Consider the following 24,949-nt stretch of genomic DNA (forward strand, 5'->3'; position numbering starts at 1 on the left):
ATTAACTTAAGTTATATTGTACCGTGAAATTCACTCGGACGGTATCGATACCCCTAAATTGTAATAATTGTTAATATTTGTTGTTAAAATGACTTGTAAAGGCCTTCTGAACCTTAGCTGGTGCCGACTTGAACGACCATTTTTGGACATACGTCCCGCGAATCATCAGTCGGCCCGCCCCCGTCTTGTCACACGTAATCAACGTAATCAGCTTTTTGCCGGGCACGTCATCGATCACTTGGACATCCGTCGCCTTAATGAAGGTCCGTTGACTCGTCTTATAAGCGTAAATTTTCTTCGCATCACTGACATAAATCATTTGACCGACCTTACTCTTGTAATAGAGTGGGCTAAATAGAGCGCCGTGCTTGATCATATGGTGACCGGCCAGTGCGTAGTTCCCCTGTCCCATCTTTTGATCAGCCTTCATCGTTCCCGCGGCTAAGGCGAGCGTCTCGTTGCTGACACCATTTCCAATCGGTAAGTATAAATCAATGGACGGAATCGCAATCGAGCCAATCACGTGGATGGCGTTCTTATTCATGCGGGCTTTCGCGACCGTTTGAAAGTCCAACGATTTAACTTTTGAAAAATTGAAATCACTCTTTTTCTTGGCATTCTGTTTGACCGTTTTAGTCGTGACCGTTGGTGAATATGAACTGACCAACCAACTCTTGATCTGCTCATTAAAAATCAGCGCCAACGACACTAACACTAGCAGGACAAAGACGCCCCGACCTAACCACTTTAACCCGGGATGTTGCTTGGACTTCATTAATCCCGCCTCCTAATTTGTTTACGCCCTTTATCAAAGGCCTTAGGGTAAATATACCTTAATTGCCGCACAGAATAAAGCCCCGAATTCGTTAAGTTACGTCAACTTAAACGGAATTGCACCTCCGTCAGGGTTATCAGACTAGGTCGCGTGGTCAAAACTGCACTTAAATCAGTGCGATTCACCTATCCGTACGCGCTTGTGCACACAATCCACCCATCAATCTGAAATCAGCTAAACGGCAATGACATCAGTGCACTAACTACCTTCATCGCAAGTAGTTGAACACTGGTTGACCAACCGTTAGCTGACAATGCAACCTGAGCCGCCTTATTTCGCGTTTCAACTTATTATAATCATAATATTTGCGTTAATAATCCAATCCTTGGTATGCTAGGCTTATCAAATACAGAAAGCAGGTTGGACCTATGGAAACGATGGTTAAAAACGATCTCACACAACTGATGCAACAGCGCGACGACGGCCCCTTCATTGCAATCTATGGCAATACGGCCGTTGTCATGAACGACCTGAACCGCCGCCGCTTACAATTCAAACAATTAATTAACGACGCTGAAACCCAGATGGCCCACCACTTTCCCAAGACAGACTTTGCGCCTTATCAGCAACAGTTGACCCAACTGATCGATGATAACGCCTTTTGGCTTCAACATACGGGGCCTCAAACGGGGATTATTACCAACGGCCGCGATTTACACGTCTTTGACCTGCAATACCCAACCGAAAATCAAGTTATCGTCAATAGTATGCCTGCGATTCGTCCGGTGCTCGCCGACCGTCAACATCAATTCGATTTTGATTTGTTAGCGCTTAACGAAGATAGCATGGCACTCTATGCACAACGTGACGGTCGCTTCATTGAAATCGAGCTGCCCGCAGATGCCCCTCGAACTTTGACAGAAGCACTGGGTACTGAAAAGCGCGGCGGTGACCTGAATTTCAACGCGAGTCCGGTCCACGGCGCGAACTATCACGGCCACAACGCCAAAGCCGAAGAGCGCGATATTGACCAGCGCAACTATTACCAACAAGTTGCAACCTACGTCCAAGCCTACTCACAACGGACACAACGACCATTGATTTTGATGGGCTTGCCGCATAATCAAGCTGTCTTTCGGGCAATCAACAAGAACCCGTACTTGTCGCAACACTTGATGATTGATAAATCGCCAAGCAACTTAACGTTAGGTGCCATGCAAACGGCCACTGAACCAGTTCAGACTAAGTGGCATACGCAGCTCGCCGACATCATGATGGAGCGCTACGACCAGGCCCAATCACGGCAACTCGCCATTGACGATCCCTTCGACATGATCAAACCCGCACTCAGCGGTCGCATCGACACCTTGATCGTTGCAGCTGACGCGAATGTCGCTGGTGGCCTGCCAACAACCACCGTCGAACAGCCCGACCCCGTCGCCGCACCGGATAATCTAATCGATGACCTCGTCGATGTGGTGATGGCAATGAATGGCCAGATTCGCATCATCCCAGCTGACCGGATGCCCGTCGAAACTGCCGCTCTCGCCATCATGCGGTACTGAATTGACGTTCGATTAAGCTGAAATAACCCGCCCAAGTTTGTGAGAACTTGGGCGGGTTATTTGGAGTTATTCAGCTTCAAATTCTGCATCCTTTTCAATATTGAATACTTTAGGAATGGTTAGGACTGCGGAATCACCCACCAATCTTACTTTGATCTTCATAATGCTCATTGTGATAGTTAATTTGTCATGAATCATGCTATTCCAAGTTCAAAAACAGCCAGCTTAGAATCGCTGGAAAACAAGGCGAGTTACTGTAAACTTTCTGTGGTAGGCGCGTCCTACACTGGCTTCCAGGCATTCTGGGCAATGGCCGTGACGTGGTGGACACAGATTTAAGTCGACCACCCACGTCTTAAATACTGGTCTTCCACTAACCAAGCACAAAACGCTTGCTAAGTGGAATTTCACCACTGGGCCTTGCCCCGAATACCTTCCAGCCGGGATGCATTCGAAAGGCAGACATGGGTGGACCCAACTTTTTGTTGGATTAGTCGTTGGTTGCTTGATACACGGACATTTTGATATTCAACTGTCAGACTGGTTCTAACAATAGCCAAACTTTTTTCTCATGCTTCAAAGCTTCTGACTAGTAGCTGCACTGAATGTGTTAGAACTTTCCCTAGCCATTTAAGATAGTGGAATGTCAAATTATCAACGCAAGTAATTTTATCGTCTAAATTCAAGACTAGTGTCCGTTGAATTTAGTGTCATTGAAATTAGTGAATCATATTCAGTAATCTTCTCAGTACTAAAACGTCGTCAGGCATCAACGATACAAATTAAGCCTTTGTCTGAAGGACCAGACACTTAAATATTCAGTGGTCAATTGCACCAAGATAGGTGGTCGTTCATCTGCCATTCGAGCGGTTTCCCGACTGTAGGGGCTGGCTGACAATGCTCAAGGGCGAAATTCTTCTTGTCCGGGTGAATTTCCCGGGCTAGAAGAAGACTCGTATTTGAAATTGCGCAGTGATTTTCTGCGTGAGTTCAAATCGATGTCCGCCCTGTTCCAGCGTTGTCAGCCGGCCCCGGAAGTCGGACTAAGACGCGCATCGGCTGACGAACAGGAATCCACCAACTAGCACGATTTAATCATCTATAATGCTGAAGAATAACCAGCACAATGCGTTCATAACAGCTCTCCCATATCTCTGAGTATCTACACCAATTATTGGGCCACGACCTAACAGCTAACTTTCTGTGACACTTTATCGTCATATTATCCAGCCCCAACCATTTCAGGCAACAAAAAAAGACGCCCCAACCGAAGTCAGAACGCCAATTAATTGTTTGCTTATTTGAGACCGTATTTCTTGTTGAAACGATCGACCGCACCATCGGCCTTGGTAAACTTTTGCTTACCAGTGTAGAATGGATGTGAATCTGATGTAATTTCAACACGGATCAATGGGTAAGTGTTACCATCTTCCCATTCAACAGTTTCTGCTGAAGTAGCTGTTGAACCAGAGATGAACTTAAAACCAGTAGTTGAGTCTTGGAACACAACTAAGTGGTAATCTGGATGAATTCCTTTTTGCATTATATTTCGCTCCTTTGCCCTGAATCATTTGCTGAAACAGAGATTATCATAGTTTTAACCAACGATAAACATGTTATCACGAATGACTAGGCCCCGTCAACCACTAAAAGGACTGGACTAGCGCCGTGGCCGCCGGGTTGACTGCCCTGTGAATTTCAAACCCGATAAATCGCGTAAAAATTCAGCATTCGTCTTCGTATTCTTCAAGAATTGTAAGAGTTGTTCGGTGTATTCAAGCGCATTGCCGGTCATTGAACGCCGAATCTGCCAGACTGGTTCCAAATTCTTCCGACTCACGAGCAATTCTTCCTTCCGGGTGCTAGATTGTTTCAAATCTAGCGCTGGGAAGACCCGCCGTTCAGCGAGTTCACGGGATAATTGTAATTCTGAGTTCCCGGTCCCTTTGAATTCTTCATAAATCATATCGTCCATCCGGCTACCGGTATCGACCAAGGCCGTCCCTAAAATCGTGAGACTACCGCCTTCTTCGATGTTCCGTGCAGAGCCAAAGAAACGTTTCGGTTTATAGAACGCCGTGGGATCGACCCCACCCGATAAGGTCCGCCCGCTCGATGGAATGACCAAGTTATAAGCCCGCGTCAGCCGCGTAATCGAATCAAGTAGGATAATCACATCCTGCTTATCCTCAACTAGTCGGCGTGCCCGTTCTAGGACAAGTTCTGCGACTCGGACGTGGTTTTGAGGCTGTTGGTCAAACGTCGAACTGACGACCTCGCCTTTAATCGACCGTTCCAAATCGGTCACTTCTTCGGGCCGTTCATCGATTAGCAACATGATCAACTTGGCGTCGGGGTAATTGGCCACGATACCATTGGCGATATTCTTCAGTAACGTCGTCTTCCCCGCTTTAGGCGGTGCAACGATCAAGCCCCGTTGACCAAAACCAATTGGCACAAAGGTATCGATCAACCGAGTCGCCAGTACGGACGCCGTTGTCGATAATTTGATTTGCGTCTCTGGATAAAGGGGCGTTAAAGCCGGAAAATGAGGCCGTTGCTTGGCCTCATTTGGATCCTTACCATTCACACTTCCCACTCGCATCAACCCATAATAACGTTCATTAGGGCGTGGTGGACGAGCTTGACCAGCCACATAGTCCCCATTACGCAAGCCAAAACGATGGATTTGTGATTGGGAAATATAGATATCTTCCTGCGATGGCCCATAGTTAATTGGCCGCAAAAAGCCATAGCCCTCTTGGCTGATAATTTCCAAGACGCCTTCCATCTGCACAAATCCGCGCTTTTTGTCCTGTTCACGGAGAACGGCTAGTGAGAGTTCCTTCTTATTCATCTGCGAATAATAAGAAATTTTGTATTCACGGGCATAATTATAAATTTCTTTTAACGTCATTTGCTCGAGATCGTGCATTGTTAAAATTTTTTCCATAACCACTGTTCTTTCTTAACTGACTATCGTTATTTTTCAGGAACCTCTTCATCGGCAGCGATTTCAACATCCGCACCCAAGGTATGCAACTTATCAATGACGCGGTCATACCCCCGCAGAATGTTGTCTGCACGGCTGATTTCGGTAACGCCACTTGCGGCCAAACCAGCAATCATTAGTGCTGCGCCAGACCGAATCTCGCCAGCCTCAACGTGTGCACCCTGTAAATGTGCGGAATGTCCGACAACGATCAGGTTATCCTGAACACGAATATCCGCACCCATTTTGCGTAATTGGGCGACGTGTTGAGTCCGTTGTGGGTAAATCGTATCGATGACCACACTACTCCCGTTCGCCCGTAATAATAGCGGCGTAATGGGTTGCTGCAGGTCAGTTGCGAAGCCTGGATAGGTCATCGTTTTGACCCGAATTGGATCTAGATCCTGTGCACGTGGCACGTAAATACTATCTTCATTGATTTGGAGATCAACGCCCATCTCGACCAGCTTAGCAGTAAATGATTCCATATGTTCTGGAATCACATTCTTCAGTAAGATGCCATCCCCAATCGAAGCGGCGAGTGATAAATAAGTCCCCGTCTCGATGCGGTCCGGAATAATCGTGTGGGTCGCCCGCGAATGTAACGCTGGAACGCCTTCAATCCGAATGACATCCGTACCAGCGCCGCGAATCTTGGCACCCATATTATTCAAGAAGGTTGCTAAATCAATAATCTCAGGTTCTTTGGCGGCATTTTCAATTGTGGTCGTCCCATGTGCTTTGACCGCAGCCAAAATAATATTGATGGTCGCACCAACCGAAACCACATCTAAAAAGATGCGCGCGCCGTGAAGACCTTCCGTACCCGTCGAGATGAATACAGAATCATTTTCTTCAACCACATTAGCACCCAGGGCCTTGAACCCCTTAATATGCTGGTCAATTGGCCGTGGCCCGATATTGTCACCACCTGGGAAGGTCACCGTTGCGCGGTTGAACCGTCCTAGCAAAGCGCCCATAAAGTAGTAGGACGCCCGCAAGCTTTTAATGGCATGACTTGGTAATTCAGATTCTTCAATATTTGTTGGATCAATTGTTAGAACATCATTTTCAAAAGTGGAATGGACGTTCATTGACTCTAAAATCAGTCGTAAATTGTGAACGTCTAAAATGTGCGGAACCGTATCGAATTGGACCGGAGTGTCTGCAAGAATCGCAGCAGGAATCAGTGCGACGGTACTATTTTTTGCGCCACCGATCGTTAATTCCCCAGAAAGTCGTTTTCCGCCATGGATAATCATTTTTTTCATAACATAACTTTCCTCGCTAAATAAGTGTCACACTGTATCATACAATCATTAACCATAATAAAGAATGTCCGCCCAAAATACAACCAATATCAGGAAACTGTAATCTTTTTACGCAATAAAATCATCTGAACAACTAATTCAAACGCTTTCATTGATGATTTGGATACATAATTAAGTCACATTTAGACTGTGATTGGCACTTGATTGCTAACATTAGGTCACCGTTTAGTCTATGATAGACTCTGCCAGTACAGCGTTAGTGCCCTGCGACTGTCTATGTATTACTGCTTAGAATCGCTTGTACGAGCCGTTATGTCGTATTGTGATCGATAACATGCAATTATCCTACAGCTCGCCAGATGACCGTACCAGGCCTGATTCCAGTCCCAACTGACATGTTTCCGTTTCATTCAAACGGCTGGCTCGCATTCCTCATGCTGCAATTTAGTGATTGTTTACGCGTTGTGCTAGTTATGATTTAGCCTTAAAGATGGTTAAATCATGACAATTTCTATGTTCAAGTGCTGCCAGCTGAGACCCGCTGGAAAAAGTGCGACTTAGCGTAAACTTGCAGTCGTGGCGTCGTCCTACACCGGCTTCCAGGCATTCTGGGCAATGGCCGTGACGTGGTGGACACAGATTTAAGCCGAAGCCCACGTCTTAAATGCTGGTCTTTCACCACTTGGCCTTGCCCCGAATACCTTCCAACCGGGATCCTATTCGAAAGGCGGATATTTGCGGACCCAACTTTAAATGAACTAGTCGTTGATATTTGGTACACGCCATGTTGACATTCGGCTGTAAGACTGGCAAGTTTCCAGGTTATCTTGCTGTATTTCAATTCTGCAAACCTTCAGCATTACTGAAGGTTGTATAGATTTTGTCTACTCGCTTGAGATGACAAAGCCTTTATGCTAAGCGAAAGCCAGAACTATCGATTAATTTCATGGCATTTTACCAACATCTAAATGGTCGGGCAATATTTAAACGCGACAAATCAGTGTAATGCTGATTCAAAGTTTGCTCGAAGTCACTGCAATTAAATATCCATTGGTCAATTTCACTAAGATAGGTGGCCGTTCATCTGCCATTCGAACGGCTCCCCGACTGGAGGGGCCGGCTGACAATGCTCAAGGGCGAAGTTCTTCTTGTCCGGGTGCGGTTCCCGGGCTAGAAGAAGACTCGTATTTGAAATCGCGCAGTGGGCTTCTGCGTGAGTTCAAATCGATGTCCGCCCTGTTCCAGCGTTGTCAGCCGGCCCTGGAAGTCGGAATAAGGCGCGCATCGGCTGACGAACAGGAATCCTCCAACTGGCATGATTTAATCATCCTTAATGCTTAAGAATAACTAGCCCAACGCGTATCATGCTGCAATTTAGTAGTTGACTGGCATTGCCCACACTTCAACATTGACTACCGAATGCTGAGTTACAGACACTAAAAAAGTGCTAATGCTGGTGATGGGTTTCACTGGCATTAGCACGTTCTGGACTGGATTGAACCTGATGGACTATCAGCATTCATGTCAAATCACTTCCTTATTTAATTAGTTACACAATGTTAGCCGTTAATCGCGAGCAGCTGTTCAACATGTTGCGGCGCCATATTCAGTTCCCGCAATTGCAATAACGTCTGCTTTAAGTGCTCATACTCGGTCTCCGTATACAAGCGATCCTCAAAACCAATCTGATAAGCTTCGGCAATTGTAAATAAATCACGTCGTAAACGGCGTCGAATTTCGTTCGGTGTCAGCATCGAATCACCTCCATTTATTTATTCATCATAATACCACATAATACGCTGGCTAAGGACGTCTGATACAATTTGATAATCTTTTATAACTGACCAAAAATCGGCTTAGTTCCCGATACATCAGCCTTTCAACTCGATTTCAACTAATGAGAAATGCATGAGATTTATTATCATAATAATCAGTTGATAACCAAGCTGATGACTCGTAATCCAAACAATTGAGACGCTCTAGTCATCGCTCATGCCAAATGAACTAGCACCACTCAAAAAAATCAGTTAAAATGCATCAACCAATACCACATATAACGTGTTAGCTGATGCATTTTAACTGATTATGACGATTCGTGTCTTAATAACGCCGACCTAGTTACTTGAAAATTTTGGCCTTCAAAGCTTTGCCATCAACCCGTAAATCCAATCGCGTCAGGAGGCTTAGTTTAATCCATCCGTAATGAATCGCTTACAATTATGCCGTTCAATTCTACTGTAAATCCTCATCCTTGACGGTCTGTAAATAACGATACACACTCGGATCAGACACTTTGAGGACTTTAGCCGCCTCGCTAACCGAATCTTTCAACAGGAAGTAACCTTGGTGATACAAGCTACGGACAATTTCTAGCTTTTCGTTTTGCTTTAAATATTCTACGGAAACGCCATACTTGGCACAGACCGCCTGTGTCACTTCGCGGGCCAAATCTGTGATAGAAGTCGTCAGATGCTCTGGCGCTACCGGTGTGTCGTGGGCCGTCTCGGTCGCTGGGGCGCCCTTAGGTTGATGAATCGTCGGCGTATTCAAGTGTTTGTAGCTTGCCATCACCTTCAGCACTTGTTCTTGCAAGTCGTCTAAGACACTGTCATCCGTATTGATGCAAATCATCCCAACAATTTCACCATCCAACCGCAAAAAATAAGTCGATGAACGCAGTGAGTGCTTACCTTGTGAAACGCCCTTATAATTAGCCAGATAGTCTCGTTTTTCAGCTTTGCCGGCTTTCATCGTTCGCAGCGCTAGGTCCGTTGCGGGGTCACCAACTTGTCGATGCGAGATGTGAGAATTGCGAATCGCCACAACGGAGTGATTCAAATCCATCAAATCGTTCAAGACAACTTCACTACTTGGGCCTAAGATATCGGCTAAAAAATCAACGAACGGAATAAATTCGCGGACGTATTCTTGCTCAGCTGTTAATGGTTTTTGCATAACGGCACCCACCTCACTATTTTTTGTCAACATTATAACTTAATATTATTTTATCACACTGATAAAACGTTAATACACGTCACCATATCAATATTGAAATAAAAAAGATGATAGCGTTTGTCGTCAGCCCATCATCTTTCCACGAAACTTTTATGCATGAACTTGTGAATTAGTCGAGCGGCCAAAAATCTTCTCTTTCATCCGAATACCAGTTGGTGTCGCCGCTAAGCCACCCAAACCAGTCTCCCGTAGTGCTTTTGGCAAGCCCTTACCGACTTTATCCATAGCCGCAATGACTTCATCCGCCGGAATTTTGTTCGTGCATCCGGCTAGCGCCATATCGGCTGCAATCAGGGCATTCCCGACCCCAATCGCATTCCGTTTAACGCAAGGCAATTCAACGAGTCCAGCAACGGGATCACAGACTAAGCCTAGCAAGTTGCTGATTGCCATCGCCAAAGCCTCTGCACTTTGTTCCGGTGTACCACCAGCCAATTCGACCGCTGCGGCCGCACCCATCGCAGACGCACTACCCACTTCAGCTTGGCAACCACCAGTCGCACCAGCAATCCCGGCATTATTCGCAATGACCATCCCAAAGGCCCCGGCTGTAAACAGGAATTGAATCATCTGATCACGATTCAAGTTCATGCGATCCTTCAACGTAAAGATCACACCTGGCAACGTCCCCGTCGACCCAGCCGTGGGTGTCGCACAAACCACACCCATCGAGGCGTTAACTTCATTGGTTGAAATGGCGTTTTGAACAGCTTGCATCATCGTATCACCAGATAAGGTGTGCCCTTTTTGGCGATACTTCTTCAAGAGCACCGCTTCACCACCCGTTAAACCAGTCGTCGAGTAGACGCCATCACCGGCAGCGCCTTTATTAACGGCAGCTTCCATGACATCTAGATTTCGGCCCATCGTGTGCCAGATTTCTTCGCGACTCACCTGTGAGGTTGCCATCTCTTGTTCAATCATTAATTCATAGATTGGCTTCTTCGTTTCTTGGGCCGCTGTAACTAGTTCCGCTACGCTCATATACATGATCATTAACCTCCCCGATTATAAGTAAACTAAGTTCGCGTGTTCCTGCGTTAGTTTCTTGATTTCATCCTGCTTGAGGCGGCGATCCAAGTCGTATTCGTATAAATTGCCGCGGTCCGTCTTATAATGCCGTTGGTCGTTCACTTTAGTCAGGTCAGCCAACTGTTTGGTGACATGTTGATGGTCATTCTCGCCACCCTGAACTAATAAAATTGGCAGTGGGCCTTTCGGTTTGACATCAAAACCATCCATTTTAATCTCACGAATTTCAATCGTCCCACCGCCAATCGAACATCCGGCGACCGTCACCTGTTTATCATCATTCTTTAAGTCAATGATGGCGGTGTTCGGGTGATTGATAGGACTATCGCCAGGCTCTTCGATAAACGTAATATTCATCCCCTGGTCTCGCGCTAAGCCAATGGCATACGGTACCCGGCTGTCATCCGGGTCAAAGCCCAGAATTCCGCTAATAATCGCATAATCCGTTCCATGGCCCTTGTGAGTTTGGGCAAAGGATTCATAGTAATGAATTACGATATCTGTCGGCTTCTCCTTAAAAATGCTATTTGCTGCTCGACCGATCGCACAAGCCCCCGCCGTATGCGAACTGGATGGGCCAATCATAATCGGACCAATAATATCAAAAACACTCTTGTAGTTCACCGTCATTTTAGTCATCCTCCTAGTTGAATCATCACGTCAAATTAAGCTTTGGCACGGGCAACTAGCGCTTCGTTGCGCCCTCATCGTCAGTGCACCGTTTTGAAACTTGATGAAGCTTACAGTTACGGCACAAGCAAGCACCAAAATTATCCTGATGAGAAAGCACCAAGCCGCTGCCATCAAAGCTTTCATTTCTGGGTTAATCCCGCCGTTATGATTAATCCAGCCGTCGATATGGCCATTCGATTCGCGTGTCTCACGAACCCCCAACACCGTCATGAGCCTCTCGTTACGAGCACTAACCGAGATTGGTGACAAAAACTGGCTTCAATAATATTAACCAATCTGAATTTAGCCCGTATTTTAGTCAGATTACTAAACGAACAATTTGATGATATTGAACAGGATACCACTAACTGCGATCAAGCCAATGACCACAACAAAGACGTTACTGTGTTTGCCGGCATATTGCTGTAACTTAGGACTCTTATGAATCGCATACATTGGCATCAAGAACAGGATAAACGCAATGATTGGTCCAATGATGGTTTCAATCATTCCCATAATGGATGGGTTGATCCAAACAACGAGCCAGGCACTTAGTAACAGAACGATATCAACAATTGCTGAAACGGTTCGACTTGGAAGCGTCTTGTCGGATTTTTCCTCCATCTTACGAATAATCCCACGTAAGCCTTCACTCGTTCCGAGATAATGGCCTAAAAAGGACTTGGCGATCGCAATAAAGGCAATTACGGGAGAAACGTATTTAATAATTGGACTATTAAAAGCAGTCGCAACGTAGTCCAGAATCGAGACATTTTCATTTTTAGCTTCAACGATTTGGTCTGGCGTCAACGCCAGTGTACAACTAATGACAAAGAACATCGCAACCACGACCATCAAGGTTTCGGCCGACAATAGAATTTTGGAAATCTTTTTATCGACTTTATCCTTACCGTCCCCACTGTATTCTTTACGTTCGGCAACGGAAAACGAAGAGATGATTGGGGAATGGTTAAATGAAAAGATCATGACAGGAATCAGTAACCACAGATTTCCTAACGTCCCAACCAAATGTCCGCCAGAAACAGAACTGGAAAATGTTGAAAGAATGGCGCCATTCCAATGTGGAATCAGATAGAAGGAAAACAGAACAATTACAATAATAAACGGAAAGGCCAGGCCACTCATCACCTTAGTAATCAAAGAAGTCCCAAAGCGCGCAATTCCGATGAGAATCCCAACGAGTACTAGTGATAACAACCAACGAGGTGGTGTTTGCATGTGCATCTGGTCGGTCATAAATTTCGATACCGTATTCGTGATCGAAACGGAATAAACTAATAAGATCGGATAAATGGAGAAGAAATAAATAATGGTAAAAAGCAAGCCAATCTTAAAGCCAAACTGTTGTTCAACAACATCAGTAATGTCATCGCCATCATTTTTCGCTGACAGAACGAACCGACTCAGACCTCTGTGAGCGAAAAACGTGGTCGGCAAAGCCAAAATAAGTATCATGATGACACCCAGAATACCTGCTGTACCAACCCCGATAGGTAAGAATAACACGCCCGCCCCAATCGCGGTACCGAACAGACTCAGCATCCAAAAAATATCATTTTTTCGCCAACCCTTAAATATATTTGTCATTTTTAAGTCTCCTTTTCATAACGTTGTTCTGGTCACACCAGAGAATGTCCAAACATAACCTGCATGAATAACCCTCCCATTTAGATTTAACGTCGCGACTCGCCGTAAAACGGCACTTTGTGATAAATATCACTTTAGAGCTGCGAAAACCCTTTCTTCATGAGAAAATATTATCACGGTGACAATTATCGTTCATGTGAGTCTAATTAGCAAGATTAAATATTATTGATATCAAATTAAAAAGGATTGAGATTAGCATAACAGATCTAGCCTGTATCCATCTCAATCCTAGTGATATTAAGTTTAACGTTCAACTGAATTATTTGAATAATAATTTATTCTCATAATAATTTTATTTTATCTCTGTCATCCCATGCATGTAAGGTTGGAGCACCTTAGGGATCTTAACCGTGCCATCCGCTTGTTGGTAATTTTCCAAAATTGCCGCCACGGTCCGGCCCACAGCAAGCCCCGAACCATTCAGCGTGTGGACGTAATCGACCGTCCCATCAGCTTTCCGGTACCGAATCATCGCGCGCCGTGCTTGGAAATCTAAGCAGTTAGAACATGAGCTGATTTCCCGATAAACACCCTGTTCCGGCATCCACACTTCAACATCGTAGGTCTTCGCTGATGAAAAACCAGTATCACCCGTTGAAAGCTTGATGACGTGATAGGCCAATCCTAATTCACGTAAGACTTCTTCGGCATTATCGGTTAATTTTTCGAGTTCATCGTATGAATTTTCAGGCTTACAGTACTTCACCATCTCAACTTTGTGAAATTGGTGCATACGAATCAAGCCACGCGTATCCCGACCTGCGCTCCCGGCTTCAGACCGATAACATGGCGTCATCGCGGTAAAGTAGGTTGGGAGCTGATCCTCAGATAAGATTTCATTGGCATAGTAGTTCGTGAGCGGGACTTCAGCGGTTGGAATCAGTGTCATTCCAGAAGATTCCACCGTGTAGACATCTTCCTTGAACTTAGGAAATTGCCCAGTCCCATACATCGTCTGTGCGTTCACCAGGTATGGCGGGATAATCTCATGATAGCCTTGCTTTTGCGTATGCAGATCTAGCATAAAGCTATAAACGGCCCGTTCTAGGAGTGCGCCGGCATCTTTATAGTACACAAAGCGTGCACCCGAAACTTTCGCAGCCCGGTCAAAGTCTAGAATTCCTAAACTTTCGCCTAATTCCCAATGCGCTTTGGGTTTAAAATCGAAAGTTGGAATCTCACCGTGTTTGCGCATTTCAACATTGCTATCTTCATCCGGACCAACTGGCACATCGTCAGCGGGCAAGTTTGGGAAGCGGATGGCTAAGTAATGCAAGCGATCATTGACTTCCGTTTGGGCTGCTTCAGTGCTCTTAATGTCCCCATTCAATTGCTTGACTTGTTGAATCAGCGCTTGACCCGCTTCGGACTGCGGATCACTTTGCCCAATTTGTTCCGTCAATTGATTCTTTTGTTTCTTCAAACCTTCAACCTTAGTAATCGCATCGCGGTTTTGTTGATCTAGCTGTAGATATTCATCGACCTCAGCTGGATCAACCTTTCGAGTCTGGAGCTTAGCCTTAACCAGTTCTGGGTTATTACGAACAAACTTTGGATTTAACATACGGAAAACCTCCTTAAAATTAAAACGCCCCATAGTCTCCATCAAAAAGACTATGGGACGTTATTACCAACGTGGTACCACCCAACTTACTGCTCTACGAGTATATCGTCTCACCGCGACCTCTTAAAAACGAGGTCAAACGCTAAATGGCGGATTCACCCGTCCGGTTAACCAACTTTCAGCACCCATTGGCTCTCTGAATAACCAAACGAACTACTAGCCCATTATGTTTGCGCTTTCATTTTACACCTATAATTTAACCCTCACTTGAATCATTGTCAATAGTTTTTTATCATCATTTTGTTTTTCTATTATTGAGATAATCATTTATTGTGGTTTTAATTATTTCACTGGGGCTTGAATCGGGTGCTAACGAATTAGAATGAACAGCACTAAGGCAACAAAGGAGTAAATCTATTCATTAACTGTGACAGCCACCTAATCACAATTAAAAAAATACGTACCCATAATCAACTAAGTACATCGTATCTTCATGAAGCGCTAGTTGCAAAGAATTGGAAAGTCTCCATAAGCAATGCGTGCAATGTTATCTGCACCGAATATGTTAAGGCTCAAAATAAAAGCGCAACCTCAACCATAATACAATTTGGCTATACAGGAACATACTGGTATGCAACGGTATTTAATACTTGTTTGTTGTTGGGAATGTTCGCCATAGTTACGGTCATATATTGGTTACTAGATAAAAGACAATCTTTGTCCAAAAATACAGGTCACAAATGAAGGCCAACTGTATGTACCTTTGGAAAATTGTCTTTCTTCATACTTGCTTACTCCTCAACTTTGTTGTATTTAACATGATAAAGCTCCACACAGCGCCAATTAGCATAATCACGGCCATCCACAGAAAACCAATGTTAGCCCCAAATTTATCATTAGCGACTCCCATTAAGGTCGATGCAAATACTTCAATTAATTGAGCGGTGCCATTCCAAATAGATGTTGCTCTACCCATAAATTTCTTGTCCACTCGATGCATTAGCACTGTATTAATAACCACCCGAAGTGCTGAGTTACTCAAGCCAAGGCTGAACGTACAAACATAGGTCAAGGGAATAACATGTGTCCAATATAATGTCAAAAGTCCTATAGTAGCTAAAGTAAAGAAAAAAACAATGATATTCTTATCTTTAAAGTGATTAATCAAGTATCCGGTGATTAATCCAGCAGCCAATCCTCCGACTCCATATCCCATATCTGCAAATCCATATACCACACTATTGGCTCTTAAAACTGTTGACACATAATCTGGTGACGAAACGTTAAAAAGCTGCGTGACTATTAAAGGTAAAATTGAAATAATTCCCATACTTAAGATTGACTTGTGCTTCCAAATATACGCTAGACCATTGGAAAATCCGGCTGATTCTTCATTTACCCCTTTATTAACAGGTGAGTCTGCCTTAATGGCTGCTACTAATAAAACTGCTGCCACAAACATAATAATATTGATAACTAGAATGATCATAAATCCAGTGTAATTCAAAATAATTCCCGAGATAGCACCAGCGGCAAACATGCCAACTTGCAATGACACTTCAATGAATGAGTTGGCTGTTCCTAACAGTTCTTCTGGTAGTACAGCTTGTACATAGCTTCTGGAGGCAGCCATATAGGTAATCCATCCGGCTCCTGTTAAAATCGCAAGCCCGTACATTGCCCATAGATTAAAACCAGCGTATCCAATTACTAATGCAATCAAACTCATAGGTACCGCTCTACCTAAAAAGGTCCAAAGTATCACTTGTTTACGTGAAAACTTATCCGTCAGGCTACCAGCTAATGGTGACATCAAAAAGCCAGCCAACACATTCACGGTTAGGTACAGGCCAACTAATTTGTTTGAATGCGTCGCTTGTAGCATGTACCAATTTGCCCCGACAGTCGTCAGCCCGACACCAAATCCAGAAATTATATCGGCCAGAAAGAAGTTACGAAATTCTCTTCTACCTAAAAGATTTGTTATATTCATTGTAACGTCATCCTTTCAAGAACTTTGATACTGGCGTTTTTACGTCAGGCAAATTTTTTAATATGATGTTTGCTCTTTTTGCCTCGTATAACGCATTAGGATCATTAGAGATTGTATCTGGTCGATTAGCTTCTCCAACAACACTTACAATTAATTTCATGCCTAAAAATTCGCAGATATACTTAAACTGATCAATAATAACTTGGCCTTTTACCACCGGATCATCACCGCCGACAATAATCAAAACAATTTTCTTACCTTGCATCGCTTCACGAAAATTAGTGTCAACTTTTAGACTTTCTGACCATCTGTCGATGAAGCTTTTGAGGATGGCAGGAATTCCGTACCAATATATCGGAGTTGCGAAAACAATAATTTTTGCCTTTTTCAATTGTTCGATTATGCCGTAATAATCATCATTCTGTCGTGGCCAGTTTGGCGCAAAGCGAAAATCTTGAACATCAAATATTTTCACATCATTTAGGTTTACTTCCTGATACGCTAGCCCCTTTAATACTAATTTAGCTAAAATTGTTGAATTTGAGGGCACATGAGTTGAGGCACTAATTAACAGAATCTTTTTCGTATCGATACTAATCCCCTCCGTAAATGACTTTCAAAATAATGACGAGTATGCAAAATAATTAATAAATTACTCACCGTCATTTAATGCGATAAGCTCATTTTACAATCGTTTTTCGATGTTGTATGATTGTGTACAACAATTCGTCAAAAGGGGGGATTTAGCTTGACACATGGGCAACTAATCAGAAGATTACGAAAAGAACGCGGCCTAACTCAGGCACAATTAGCAGAAGGAATTTCTAGTCGCACTACCCTTTCCACATTAGAAAACAATAAAACTGATGTTAATATAAATACCCTTTTTAGCTATTTGGATCGTTTAAATGTATCCATTCAGGAATATCTATTTTATTTCAACGACAGTTCTAACACCGAAAAGGAACTAGCAACCAAATACTTTTACGATAATATTGTGAAAAAACGTGATATTGAAATAGAACAACGGATTTTAGATTATCAGTCTAAATATAAAGATTCTAAGGATTTTTATTACTGCTGTTTGTCTATTGAGCTAAAACTCTTCTTGAATAAAAAGAAGGATAAAACTGTCTTTGACGTCAGGGAAGATACAGAGATTATCAAAAAATATTTGGAACGGGTTACGCAATGGGGACATTTTGAGATGTCTATCTTTGCTAACTGTCTATACATTTTCACCAGTGAGTATATTCGAGCCACTTTTACAATCCTATTGAAAAGAACTAAGATTCTCAGCAAAATTGATACTTATCAAAATGACATTTCCATTTTTCTAAATAATTGCATCGTACTGGCACTCGAAAGAAAAAATTACCAAAATGCACGTTTCTATATTCAACAGCTTTATCAAATATCCGAGAAAACACCTCGTAAAGCTTATGACAGAATGATGTGTGCTTATTACCTAGCACTCCTCAAACAAATTAAGGGCGCTAATGCGAACGTTGATAGTACGATCAGTCATTTTAAAGAACTCGGTTTTTCTGAGCACGCTGAAATGCTTGAAAATTTACGGGATAGATTACTGTCTTCGGGTAAGCAATCCATCGCTTAGTGATTAAACGGAACATCGTCGCTCCAATCAACCCCATCACCACGCAAAAACGCGTACCAGCCATTCCAGCTAGTACGCGTTTTTGACAACACTTATATTTCGAATTTATGCCTTAGCCTTACCAGTTTGGTTAGCGGCATCGATGAATGCCTTGAATAACCCTTCTGGACGGTTAGGACGTGATAAGAATTCAGGATGGTATTGTGAGGCAACGAAGAAGCGCTTGTCTGGTAATTCAATCACTTCTACGAGACGGTTGTCAGGCGAAGTCCCAGAGAAGACCATGCCCTTAGCAGCCATCGCTTCACGATACTTGTTGTTGAATTCATAACGGTGACGATGCCGTTCCATGACGACTTCTTCGTTATGGTAAGCCTTGGCTGCGACGGTACCAGGCTTCAACTTGCAAGGATAAGCGCCCAAACGTTGGGTCCCACCCATGTCTTCAACGTCTTCTTGGTCTGCCATTAAATCAATAATGTTATCTGGCGTGTTTGGATCGATTTCAGCGGAGTTCGCGTCTTTCAAGCCAAGGACGTTGCGGGCAAATTCAACACTGGCCATTTGCATTCCCAGGCAGATACCTAAGAATGGTACGTCGTTTTCACGGGCGTACTTGATGGCCGTAATCTTACCTTCAATCCCACGATCGCCGAAACCACCAGGAACTAAAATTCCATCCGCATCGCCTAATAATTCTTCGACGTTGTCAGGTGTGACGTCTTCAGCTGAAATCTTCTTCAAATCAATGTCAGCGTCATCCGTATATCCCGCATGCTTCAAAGCTTCAGTCACTGAGATGTAAGCATCTTGTAAGGCCACATACTTCCCGACCAATGCGATTTTGATCGTCCGTGATAAGTTTTGAACGTGGTGTTCTAATTCGACCCAGTCGCTCATGTCGGCCTTTGGTGCTTGTACGCCAAAGTGATCTAAGACGATTTGATCCATGTTTTGTTTCTGCACATTCAAAGGAATCGAATAAATCGTCTTCACGTCTAAGGATTCGATGACTGCTTCCGGTTCAACGTCACAGAAAGACGCAATCTTGTTCCGCATTTCGCGGGTGATTGGTTGTTCCGTCCGCACGACCAGCATGTTTGGTTGAATTCCGTAGCTCCGCAATTCTTTAACAGAATGTTGCGTTGGCTTCGTCTTCATTTCACCAGCTGCTCGTAAATATGGAATCAGCGTCGTGTGAATGTAGAAGACGTTGTCAGAGCCCAGGTCGCTCTTCATCTGCCGTAATGCTTCGATAAATGGCAAGGATTCGATATCACCGACCGTCCCACCGATTTCAGTAATCACGATATCGGAATCCGTCGTCGTACCAGCCCGCATGATTTTTTCCTTAATAGCATTCGTAATATGTGGAATGACTTGTACCGTTGCCCCTAAATAGTCGCCCCGCCGTTCCTTTTGAAGAACTTCAGAATAAATCTTACCGGTCGTGACATTTGAGTATTTATTAAGATTAATATCAATAAATCGTTCGTAATGTCCAAGGTCTAAGTCAGTTTCGGTCCCATCATCGGTCACGAAGACTTCACCGTGTTGATAAGGACTCATCGTACCAGGATCAACGTTGATATAGGGATCAAACTTTTGAATCGTGACCTTCAAGCCCCGGTTCTTTAATAAACGCCCTAACGAAGCAGCGACGATACCTTTACCAATGGATGACACAACGCCACCAGTTACAAAAATATATTTGGTCATGTGATAACTCCTTAAAGATTTATTTCGTGGGGTGGTATAAATAAAGAAAGCTCCCTATTTCAAACAGAAATAGGGAGCTTAATCCGATCGTTTGTCTCAGGTATTTCTACCAGAGAGCCCAAATAAGATAATACAAGGAGATTCACCTTTCGTCAAGGAAAAATCCTGAAAAGCTTATTTGGATTCGTCTTCATCCTCGTCATCGTAGTCGTCATCATCATCGTCATTTAACTCTGATAATTGACCTTCGATGCCATCTGGCAATGTCTCATCAGCAACGTCGTCATCCGTGTCATCAACCCCAGCAAGTTCATCATACTTGCTGCTTGCTGAATCATCGTCATCGTCGTCCTGATCATCATCGTCATCATAATTGTCGTCATCTTCGGGATCGTCGTCATCATAATCGATCACGTCGTCATCATCCCCGGCGTCAGCCAAGAAGGCGTTGACCTTCTTACGCTTCTTGCGCTTTGGCCGATCTTCATCTTCGTCATCATCCGTATGGATAACAGCTTCGTCAATGGATTCAAATGGGTACCATGCACGCAGGCCCCACATATTGTCACCGAGCGAAATGAAACTACCATCGATATTAAGATCGGTATAAAATTGTGATAAACGCTCCCGAATTTCTTCGTCGCTTTTACCTAAATATGATTGCACAGCGTTGGTCAAATCGGCAAAAGCCATCACATCACCATGTTGTGATAAGATTGCGTGAGCAACCTCGATTAAAGATAATTCGGACTTTTTTTGTCCATCAAATTGTTTTAGTTCCAAACTGGTGCACGTCCTTTCCACAGTTTATAGTACATCATACCAAATTAAGCCGTGAATTGCAATCGCAACTTGTAGTTACCAAGTAGTTGTTCCCCGGCGTATAAATCGTAATCCACATTCACTTCACCAGAAAACGGCCGCTCACGTAGCCGAACCCGTAGCATCGGCGTCACGGTCTCAACTGGTAGCATGCCCATCGGTGTCTGGTAGTGGGCCCGCACCCGTTTGCCATTCGAAAAATGTAACCGCAAGCGATTCTCGGAACTGCGAGTTAAGACCACGTCACCATTCGTCGCTAATTTGATGGTCACTGGAATCGGATCAGGCTCGTCATCATTGACTTCCTTGTAGCGCAAATAAAACGCGCCACCCATTTGAACCAGTTGACCATCAACGTCTAACGCATAGTTGGCCGTCTCACCATCTTGGCGTGCCCGCGTCTCCAAATGAATGGCGACTGGAACGCCAGTTGTTAAATCATCCATGCTTGGACCTCCCGTTATTTAATTGAAATGACACGCTGAAGCGCCCGTCGCGGATCACCGTGTTATCGTCCCTTTATATCCTAAAACTTCCTGTTCAATTATAAGCCATTCGCACCGAAATAACTAAGAATTAACCTAAGAAATCCTGCCCACGGTTCAGCGCCTTATCCACCCAATGACCACCTCAACGGACTGCCATCCCGTGGGTTACGCCTCTCAAACTCCGGGTACTGGGGTCCCGCCAGCCGTCATCAGCTAAAACAATTGGACCGACCCAATGCAACCGCTTTGCATTTCTAGTATAATTAATAGTGATACGGGCAATGATGGCGGTTCAGCCGCCCATTGCTTGGTAATAGCGACTAACGGGGTGACCTTTGTGACAGAACCAACCATTGCAACTTTGAGTCAAAACTATGAACCGGCAGCGATGCTCGATAGTTTTGCGTATACGAACGCCTTACTTTGGCTGACCGCCAATCGACAGCAGCCAATCGTCCACTTCTGGCAACTGCAGCCAACCGTGATTCTCGGCTTACTAGACCAACGTTTGCCACAATTACCGGCTGGGCTCGCCTACTTGCGCCAGGCTGGGTATCAGGTGATGCTACGCAACTCTGGGGGCTTAGCCGTCGTGGCCGACCCCGGCGTCCTGAACGTGTCACTGTTGCTTCCCGCCGAACGCGACCGCTATTCGATTACCGAAGCTTATCAACTAATGGTCGATTATGTGCGGGCAGTCTGGCCGACACTCAAGATCGATACCGGCGAAATCACCCAATCCTATTGTCCTGGCGATTACGACTTGAGCATTGCTGGCCGTAAAATCGCTGGCATGTCACAACGCCGAACAGCCGACGCGCTAGTCATCATGCTATACGTCAGCATCAACGGCAATCAGACCGCGCGCAGCCAACTGATTCAGCAATTTTATCAGCTTAGTCTGGCCGGCAAGTCAGATTCCCGTTTTCCAACCGTCGACCCGAATGTCATGACGACGGTCGCGGAACAACTCGATCCCACGTACACGGTCAAACAAGCTCAGGCCCAATTCGTTCATGTACTCGCCCAGGACGGCACGGTCGATTCAACTAGTCTCCCGCTCGTGACCGAGGAGCCGGAATTTCAAGCCCATTTAAGTCAGGCCTATCGCCAAATGCAACGCCGCCAACAACGCTTGCATCATTGAAACCTTGAAGCCTTGAAAAAATGAACGACTGGAAAAATGAACCTTTGAAAAAATAAAAGTCTGAAAAATGAAAGTCCGAACAACCGCAAGTCTGCAAGATTGAAAGACTGAAAGAAGGAATTAATTTGGCCTATCGTCAACAATTATTACCCATGGAGAAAGTTTTCCGGGACCCCGTCCATGATTATATTTATATCCAACATCAAGTTATTCTGGATTTGATCAACACTTCGGAGTTCCAACGTCTGCGCCGCATCAAGCAACTGGGAACGACTTCGCTAACTTTCCACGGCGCCGAACACTCCCGCTTTGGTCATTGCCTCGGCGTTTACGAAATCACGCGTCGAATCTGCGATAATTTTGAACGCAACTATCCGACCCACACTCCTGGCGATGGCGGCTGGGATGACCACGAACGACTCGTTGCCCTGTGTGCGGCCTTGTTACATGACATCGGTCACGGCCCCTATTCACACACCTTCGAGCACATTTTCCACACGGACCATGAAGCTTTGACGGTACAAATCCTCACCTCGCCAGAAACAGAAGTCAATCAGGTCTTGCGGCAAGTCTCACCAGATTTTCCTGCGCAAGTCGCTGCCGTTATCCAAAAAACGTACCCGAATCCACAGGTCGTTCAGATGATCTCAAGTCAAATCGACGCTGACCGCATGGATTACCTGCTGCGGGATTCCTACTTTACCGGGACCAACTATGGTAATTTCGACCTAACACGGATTCTGCGGGTCATGAAGCCCTACGCAGGCGGAATCACGTTCGCCATGGAAGGCATGCACGCCGTCGAAGACTACATCGTCAGCCGCTTTCAAATGTACATGCAAGTCTATTTCCATCCGGTCTCACGGTCAATGGAAGTCATCTTAGACCGGCTGTTAGAGCGGGCCAACGACTTGTACCAAAGTCACGCGGCGGATGCTGAAGCGACGCCGGTCATGTTACTGCCGTTCTTCAACAATCACTTTACACTACATGATTACTTACGTTTAGACGACGGTGTCCTCAACACTTATTTCAGTCACTGGCGCGATAGTCACGACCAAATCTTGGCCGACCTCGCCACCCGGTTCCTAGATCGGCGGCCACTAAAATCAGCACGGGTCGATACCACGACGCAGCCGCTGATTCCGGACTTACAGCGTTTGATCGAACAAGCCGGATTTGACGCCCACTACTACACGGACACCAACGACAGCTATGATTTGCCGTACGACGCCTACGATCCGAAGATGAAGAAACCCCGGACGCAAATTGAACTGATGCAAAAGGACGGCTCGCTCTTAGAACTGTCGACCGTCAGCGATCTGGTCCGGGCAATCACTGGCAAGGTTTCGGGGGACCAACGTTTCTTCTTCCCGAAAGAAATGCTCAGCGAAAACGCCGACAGCGATTTATTTAAACCCATTTATCAAGAATTTCAGCAATACATTTTGAACGATCGCCTGGTCGTTCCACACTAATTTTGGAGGAATCAGTACATGTCAGTTAAACTTATTGCCATCGATATGGACGGCACCTTGCTCAACGAACACAGCGAACTCAATCCCGCGACGATTCAAGCCGTCCGTGACGCCAATGCTCAGGGCATCAAAGTCGTTATTTGTACCGGCCGACCATTGAGCGGCGTCACCCCATTTCTACAACAACTGGGTATCGCTGGTGAACACAACTATGTCATCACTTTCAACGGGTCGATGGTCCAAACCATCCCTGGTAAAATCATCACTGGCCTGACGCTTTCACACAATGACTACATTGACATCGAGACGTTAAGTCGCAAGCTCAATGTGCATTGCCATGTCGAAAGTGAAGACCACATTTATACGGCGAACCGGAATATCAGCCCGTACACGGTCGGCGAAAGCTCACTCGTCAATATGCCGATTCGCTACCGGACACCTGAAGAAATGCGGCCAGACTTACCAATCGTCAAGTGCATGTTCATTGACCATCAGCCGTTACTGGATGCGGCCATCAAGGCACTACCAGCGGACTTCTCAGAACGATTTACCATCGTGCGCTCAGAAGCCTATTTCTTGGAATTCATGAATCCGGAAGCTAGCAAAGGAAACGCCCTACGCACGCTTGCAGACCACCTTCACCTGACCGCGGATGAAGTCATGGCAATCGGGGACCAGGGGAATGATCTGAGCATGCTCGAATACGCCACACACAGCGTCGCGATGGGCAATGCCATTGATGAAGCCAAACAAATCGCTCGCTACGAAACCAAGACCAACGTGGAAGACGGCGTTGCACACGCGATTCGGACTTGGGCGTTGGCTGAATAAACTGGGTAATCGGTGCCAAGCGGCATGTTCGGCGAGCTGCCTGAAACACGCCACCCAATTGACAGCACCCGTTTGAACGCGTCTAGCAGGCGTTTAACGTCCAATACTCAGATGTGATGAGCAACTAATTATCGGTTTGAAAATAGGACTTCAAAAAAATCGCTTCAAGAATTCGATTGAATTCTTGAAGCGATTTTTAGTGACTAAGCAACTCGTGCCAGATTCTGAACCTCATCGGTAATCCTGGTTATTCAAAGACTTAAAGCTTAAGTCGTTGAATGATCAATTCAGACCCACCA

At 45.0% G+C, this 24,949-nt stretch carries 20 protein-coding genes; 5 read left to right on the plus strand and 15 right to left on the minus strand.

Features of this window, described 5'->3' with window-relative positions; translation table 11 throughout:
- Positions 1 to 70: 70 nt before the first annotated feature.
- Complete coding sequence (locus MZO40_RS00180; RefSeq protein ID WP_003637673.1) at positions 71 to 775, minus strand: class A sortase; 705 nt, start codon at positions 773 to 775, stop codon at positions 71 to 73.
- Between the two features lie 428 nt (positions 776 to 1,203).
- Between MZO40_RS00180 and MZO40_RS00185 the strand changes: the two genes are divergently transcribed.
- Positions 1,204 to 2,340 (plus strand): hypothetical protein, encoded by a 1,137-nt coding sequence (locus MZO40_RS00185; RefSeq protein WP_050337720.1) that lies wholly within the window; start codon positions 1,204 to 1,206, stop codon positions 2,338 to 2,340.
- 1,297 nt (positions 2,341 to 3,637) lie between these two features.
- On the opposite strand, the gene MZO40_RS00190 is transcribed toward MZO40_RS00185, so the two are convergent.
- From MZO40_RS00190 to MZO40_RS00240, 11 genes are all read right to left on the minus strand, one after another.
- On the minus strand, positions 3,638 to 3,883 hold the full coding sequence (locus MZO40_RS00190) for a type B 50S ribosomal protein L31 (protein WP_003637671.1): 246 nt from the start codon (positions 3,881 to 3,883) through the stop codon (positions 3,638 to 3,640).
- A 117-nt stretch (positions 3,884 to 4,000) separates the two neighbouring features.
- Positions 4,001 to 5,293 carry a transcription termination factor Rho gene (gene rho / locus MZO40_RS00195; protein WP_050337723.1) on the minus strand — a complete coding sequence of 431 codons (1,293 nt, stop codon included), beginning with the start codon at positions 5,291 to 5,293 and terminating at the stop codon, positions 4,001 to 4,003.
- A gap of 29 nt (positions 5,294 to 5,322) precedes the next feature.
- Complete coding sequence (locus MZO40_RS00200) at positions 5,323 to 6,603, minus strand: UDP-N-acetylglucosamine 1-carboxyvinyltransferase (RefSeq protein WP_050337724.1); 1,281 nt, start codon at positions 6,601 to 6,603, stop codon at positions 5,323 to 5,325.
- A 1,559-nt stretch (positions 6,604 to 8,162) separates the two neighbouring features.
- Positions 8,163 to 8,357, minus strand: coding sequence for a hypothetical protein (locus MZO40_RS00205; protein WP_050337725.1), 195 nt, complete (start codon positions 8,355 to 8,357; stop codon positions 8,163 to 8,165).
- A gap of 478 nt (positions 8,358 to 8,835) precedes the next feature.
- Entirely contained in the window at positions 8,836 to 9,558 is a 723-nt protein-coding gene (locus tag MZO40_RS00210) for a transcriptional regulator (RefSeq protein ID WP_088770086.1), read from the minus strand.
- A 150-nt stretch (positions 9,559 to 9,708) separates the two neighbouring features.
- On the minus strand, positions 9,709 to 10,608 hold the full coding sequence (gene sdaAA, locus MZO40_RS00215; protein ID WP_003637666.1) for an L-serine ammonia-lyase, iron-sulfur-dependent, subunit alpha: 900 nt from the start codon (positions 10,606 to 10,608) through the stop codon (positions 9,709 to 9,711).
- Between the two features lie 18 nt (positions 10,609 to 10,626).
- Positions 10,627 to 11,280: an L-serine ammonia-lyase, iron-sulfur-dependent subunit beta gene (gene sdaAB, locus MZO40_RS00220; protein ID WP_050337727.1), complete on the minus strand. Its 654-nt coding sequence runs from the start codon at positions 11,278 to 11,280 to the stop codon at positions 10,627 to 10,629.
- Between the two features lie 369 nt (positions 11,281 to 11,649).
- The gene (locus MZO40_RS00225) at positions 11,650 to 12,930 is read right to left on the minus strand and encodes an aromatic amino acid transport family protein (protein WP_252133032.1); all 1,281 of its coding nucleotides are present in this window, start codon (positions 12,928 to 12,930) and stop codon (positions 11,650 to 11,652) included.
- A gap of 352 nt (positions 12,931 to 13,282) precedes the next feature.
- On the minus strand, positions 13,283 to 14,554 hold the full coding sequence (serS, locus tag MZO40_RS00230) for a serine--tRNA ligase (protein ID WP_003637662.1): 1,272 nt from the start codon (positions 14,552 to 14,554) through the stop codon (positions 13,283 to 13,285).
- Between the two features lie 781 nt (positions 14,555 to 15,335).
- Positions 15,336 to 16,547 (minus strand): MFS transporter, encoded by a 1,212-nt coding sequence (locus MZO40_RS00235; RefSeq protein ID WP_122217709.1) that lies wholly within the window; start codon positions 16,545 to 16,547, stop codon positions 15,336 to 15,338.
- A gap of 7 nt (positions 16,548 to 16,554) precedes the next feature.
- Positions 16,555 to 17,145 carry an NAD(P)H-dependent oxidoreductase gene (locus tag MZO40_RS00240; RefSeq protein WP_309487044.1) on the minus strand — a complete coding sequence of 197 codons (591 nt, stop codon included), beginning with the start codon at positions 17,143 to 17,145 and terminating at the stop codon, positions 16,555 to 16,557.
- A gap of 150 nt (positions 17,146 to 17,295) precedes the next feature.
- On the opposite strand from MZO40_RS00240, the gene MZO40_RS00245 reads away from it, so the two are divergent.
- Positions 17,296 to 18,165 carry a helix-turn-helix domain-containing protein gene (locus tag MZO40_RS00245; protein ID WP_101874087.1) on the plus strand — a complete coding sequence of 290 codons (870 nt, stop codon included), beginning with the start codon at positions 17,296 to 17,298 and terminating at the stop codon, positions 18,163 to 18,165.
- A 105-nt stretch (positions 18,166 to 18,270) separates the two neighbouring features.
- Here MZO40_RS00245 and MZO40_RS00250 read toward each other — a convergent pair whose 3' ends face one another.
- The 3 genes from MZO40_RS00250 to MZO40_RS00260 all read right to left on the minus strand — a co-directional run bounded on the left by MZO40_RS00250 (position 18,271) and on the right by MZO40_RS00260 (position 21,152).
- Complete coding sequence (locus tag MZO40_RS00250; protein ID WP_003637661.1) at positions 18,271 to 19,884, minus strand: CTP synthase; 1,614 nt, start codon at positions 19,882 to 19,884, stop codon at positions 18,271 to 18,273.
- A 174-nt stretch (positions 19,885 to 20,058) separates the two neighbouring features.
- Positions 20,059 to 20,667: a DNA-directed RNA polymerase subunit delta gene (rpoE, locus tag MZO40_RS00255; RefSeq protein WP_003637659.1), complete on the minus strand. Its 609-nt coding sequence runs from the start codon at positions 20,665 to 20,667 to the stop codon at positions 20,059 to 20,061.
- A 44-nt stretch (positions 20,668 to 20,711) separates the two neighbouring features.
- The gene (locus tag MZO40_RS00260) at positions 20,712 to 21,152 is read right to left on the minus strand and encodes a DUF1934 domain-containing protein (protein WP_105961208.1); all 441 of its coding nucleotides are present in this window, start codon (positions 21,150 to 21,152) and stop codon (positions 20,712 to 20,714) included.
- A gap of 277 nt (positions 21,153 to 21,429) precedes the next feature.
- Here MZO40_RS00260 and MZO40_RS00265 point away from each other — a divergent pair, with 277 nt between their 5' ends.
- From MZO40_RS00265 to yidA, 3 genes are all read left to right on the plus strand, one after another.
- Complete coding sequence (locus MZO40_RS00265) at positions 21,430 to 22,341, plus strand: lipoate--protein ligase family protein (protein WP_105961207.1); 912 nt, start codon at positions 21,430 to 21,432, stop codon at positions 22,339 to 22,341.
- A 125-nt stretch (positions 22,342 to 22,466) separates the two neighbouring features.
- Positions 22,467 to 23,819, plus strand: a complete 1,353-nt coding sequence (locus MZO40_RS00270) for an HD domain-containing protein (protein ID WP_050337735.1) — start codon at positions 22,467 to 22,469, stop codon at positions 23,817 to 23,819.
- Between the two features lie 18 nt (positions 23,820 to 23,837).
- On the plus strand, positions 23,838 to 24,650 hold the full coding sequence (gene yidA, locus MZO40_RS00275; RefSeq protein ID WP_050337736.1) for a sugar-phosphatase: 813 nt from the start codon (positions 23,838 to 23,840) through the stop codon (positions 24,648 to 24,650).
- Positions 24,651 to 24,949 lie beyond the last annotated feature (299 nt).

Origin of the sequence: Lactiplantibacillus sp. B652, from assembly GCF_023806745.1 — a bacterium.
Lineage (GTDB): Bacteria > Bacillota > Bacilli > Lactobacillales > Lactobacillaceae > Lactiplantibacillus > Lactiplantibacillus pentosus.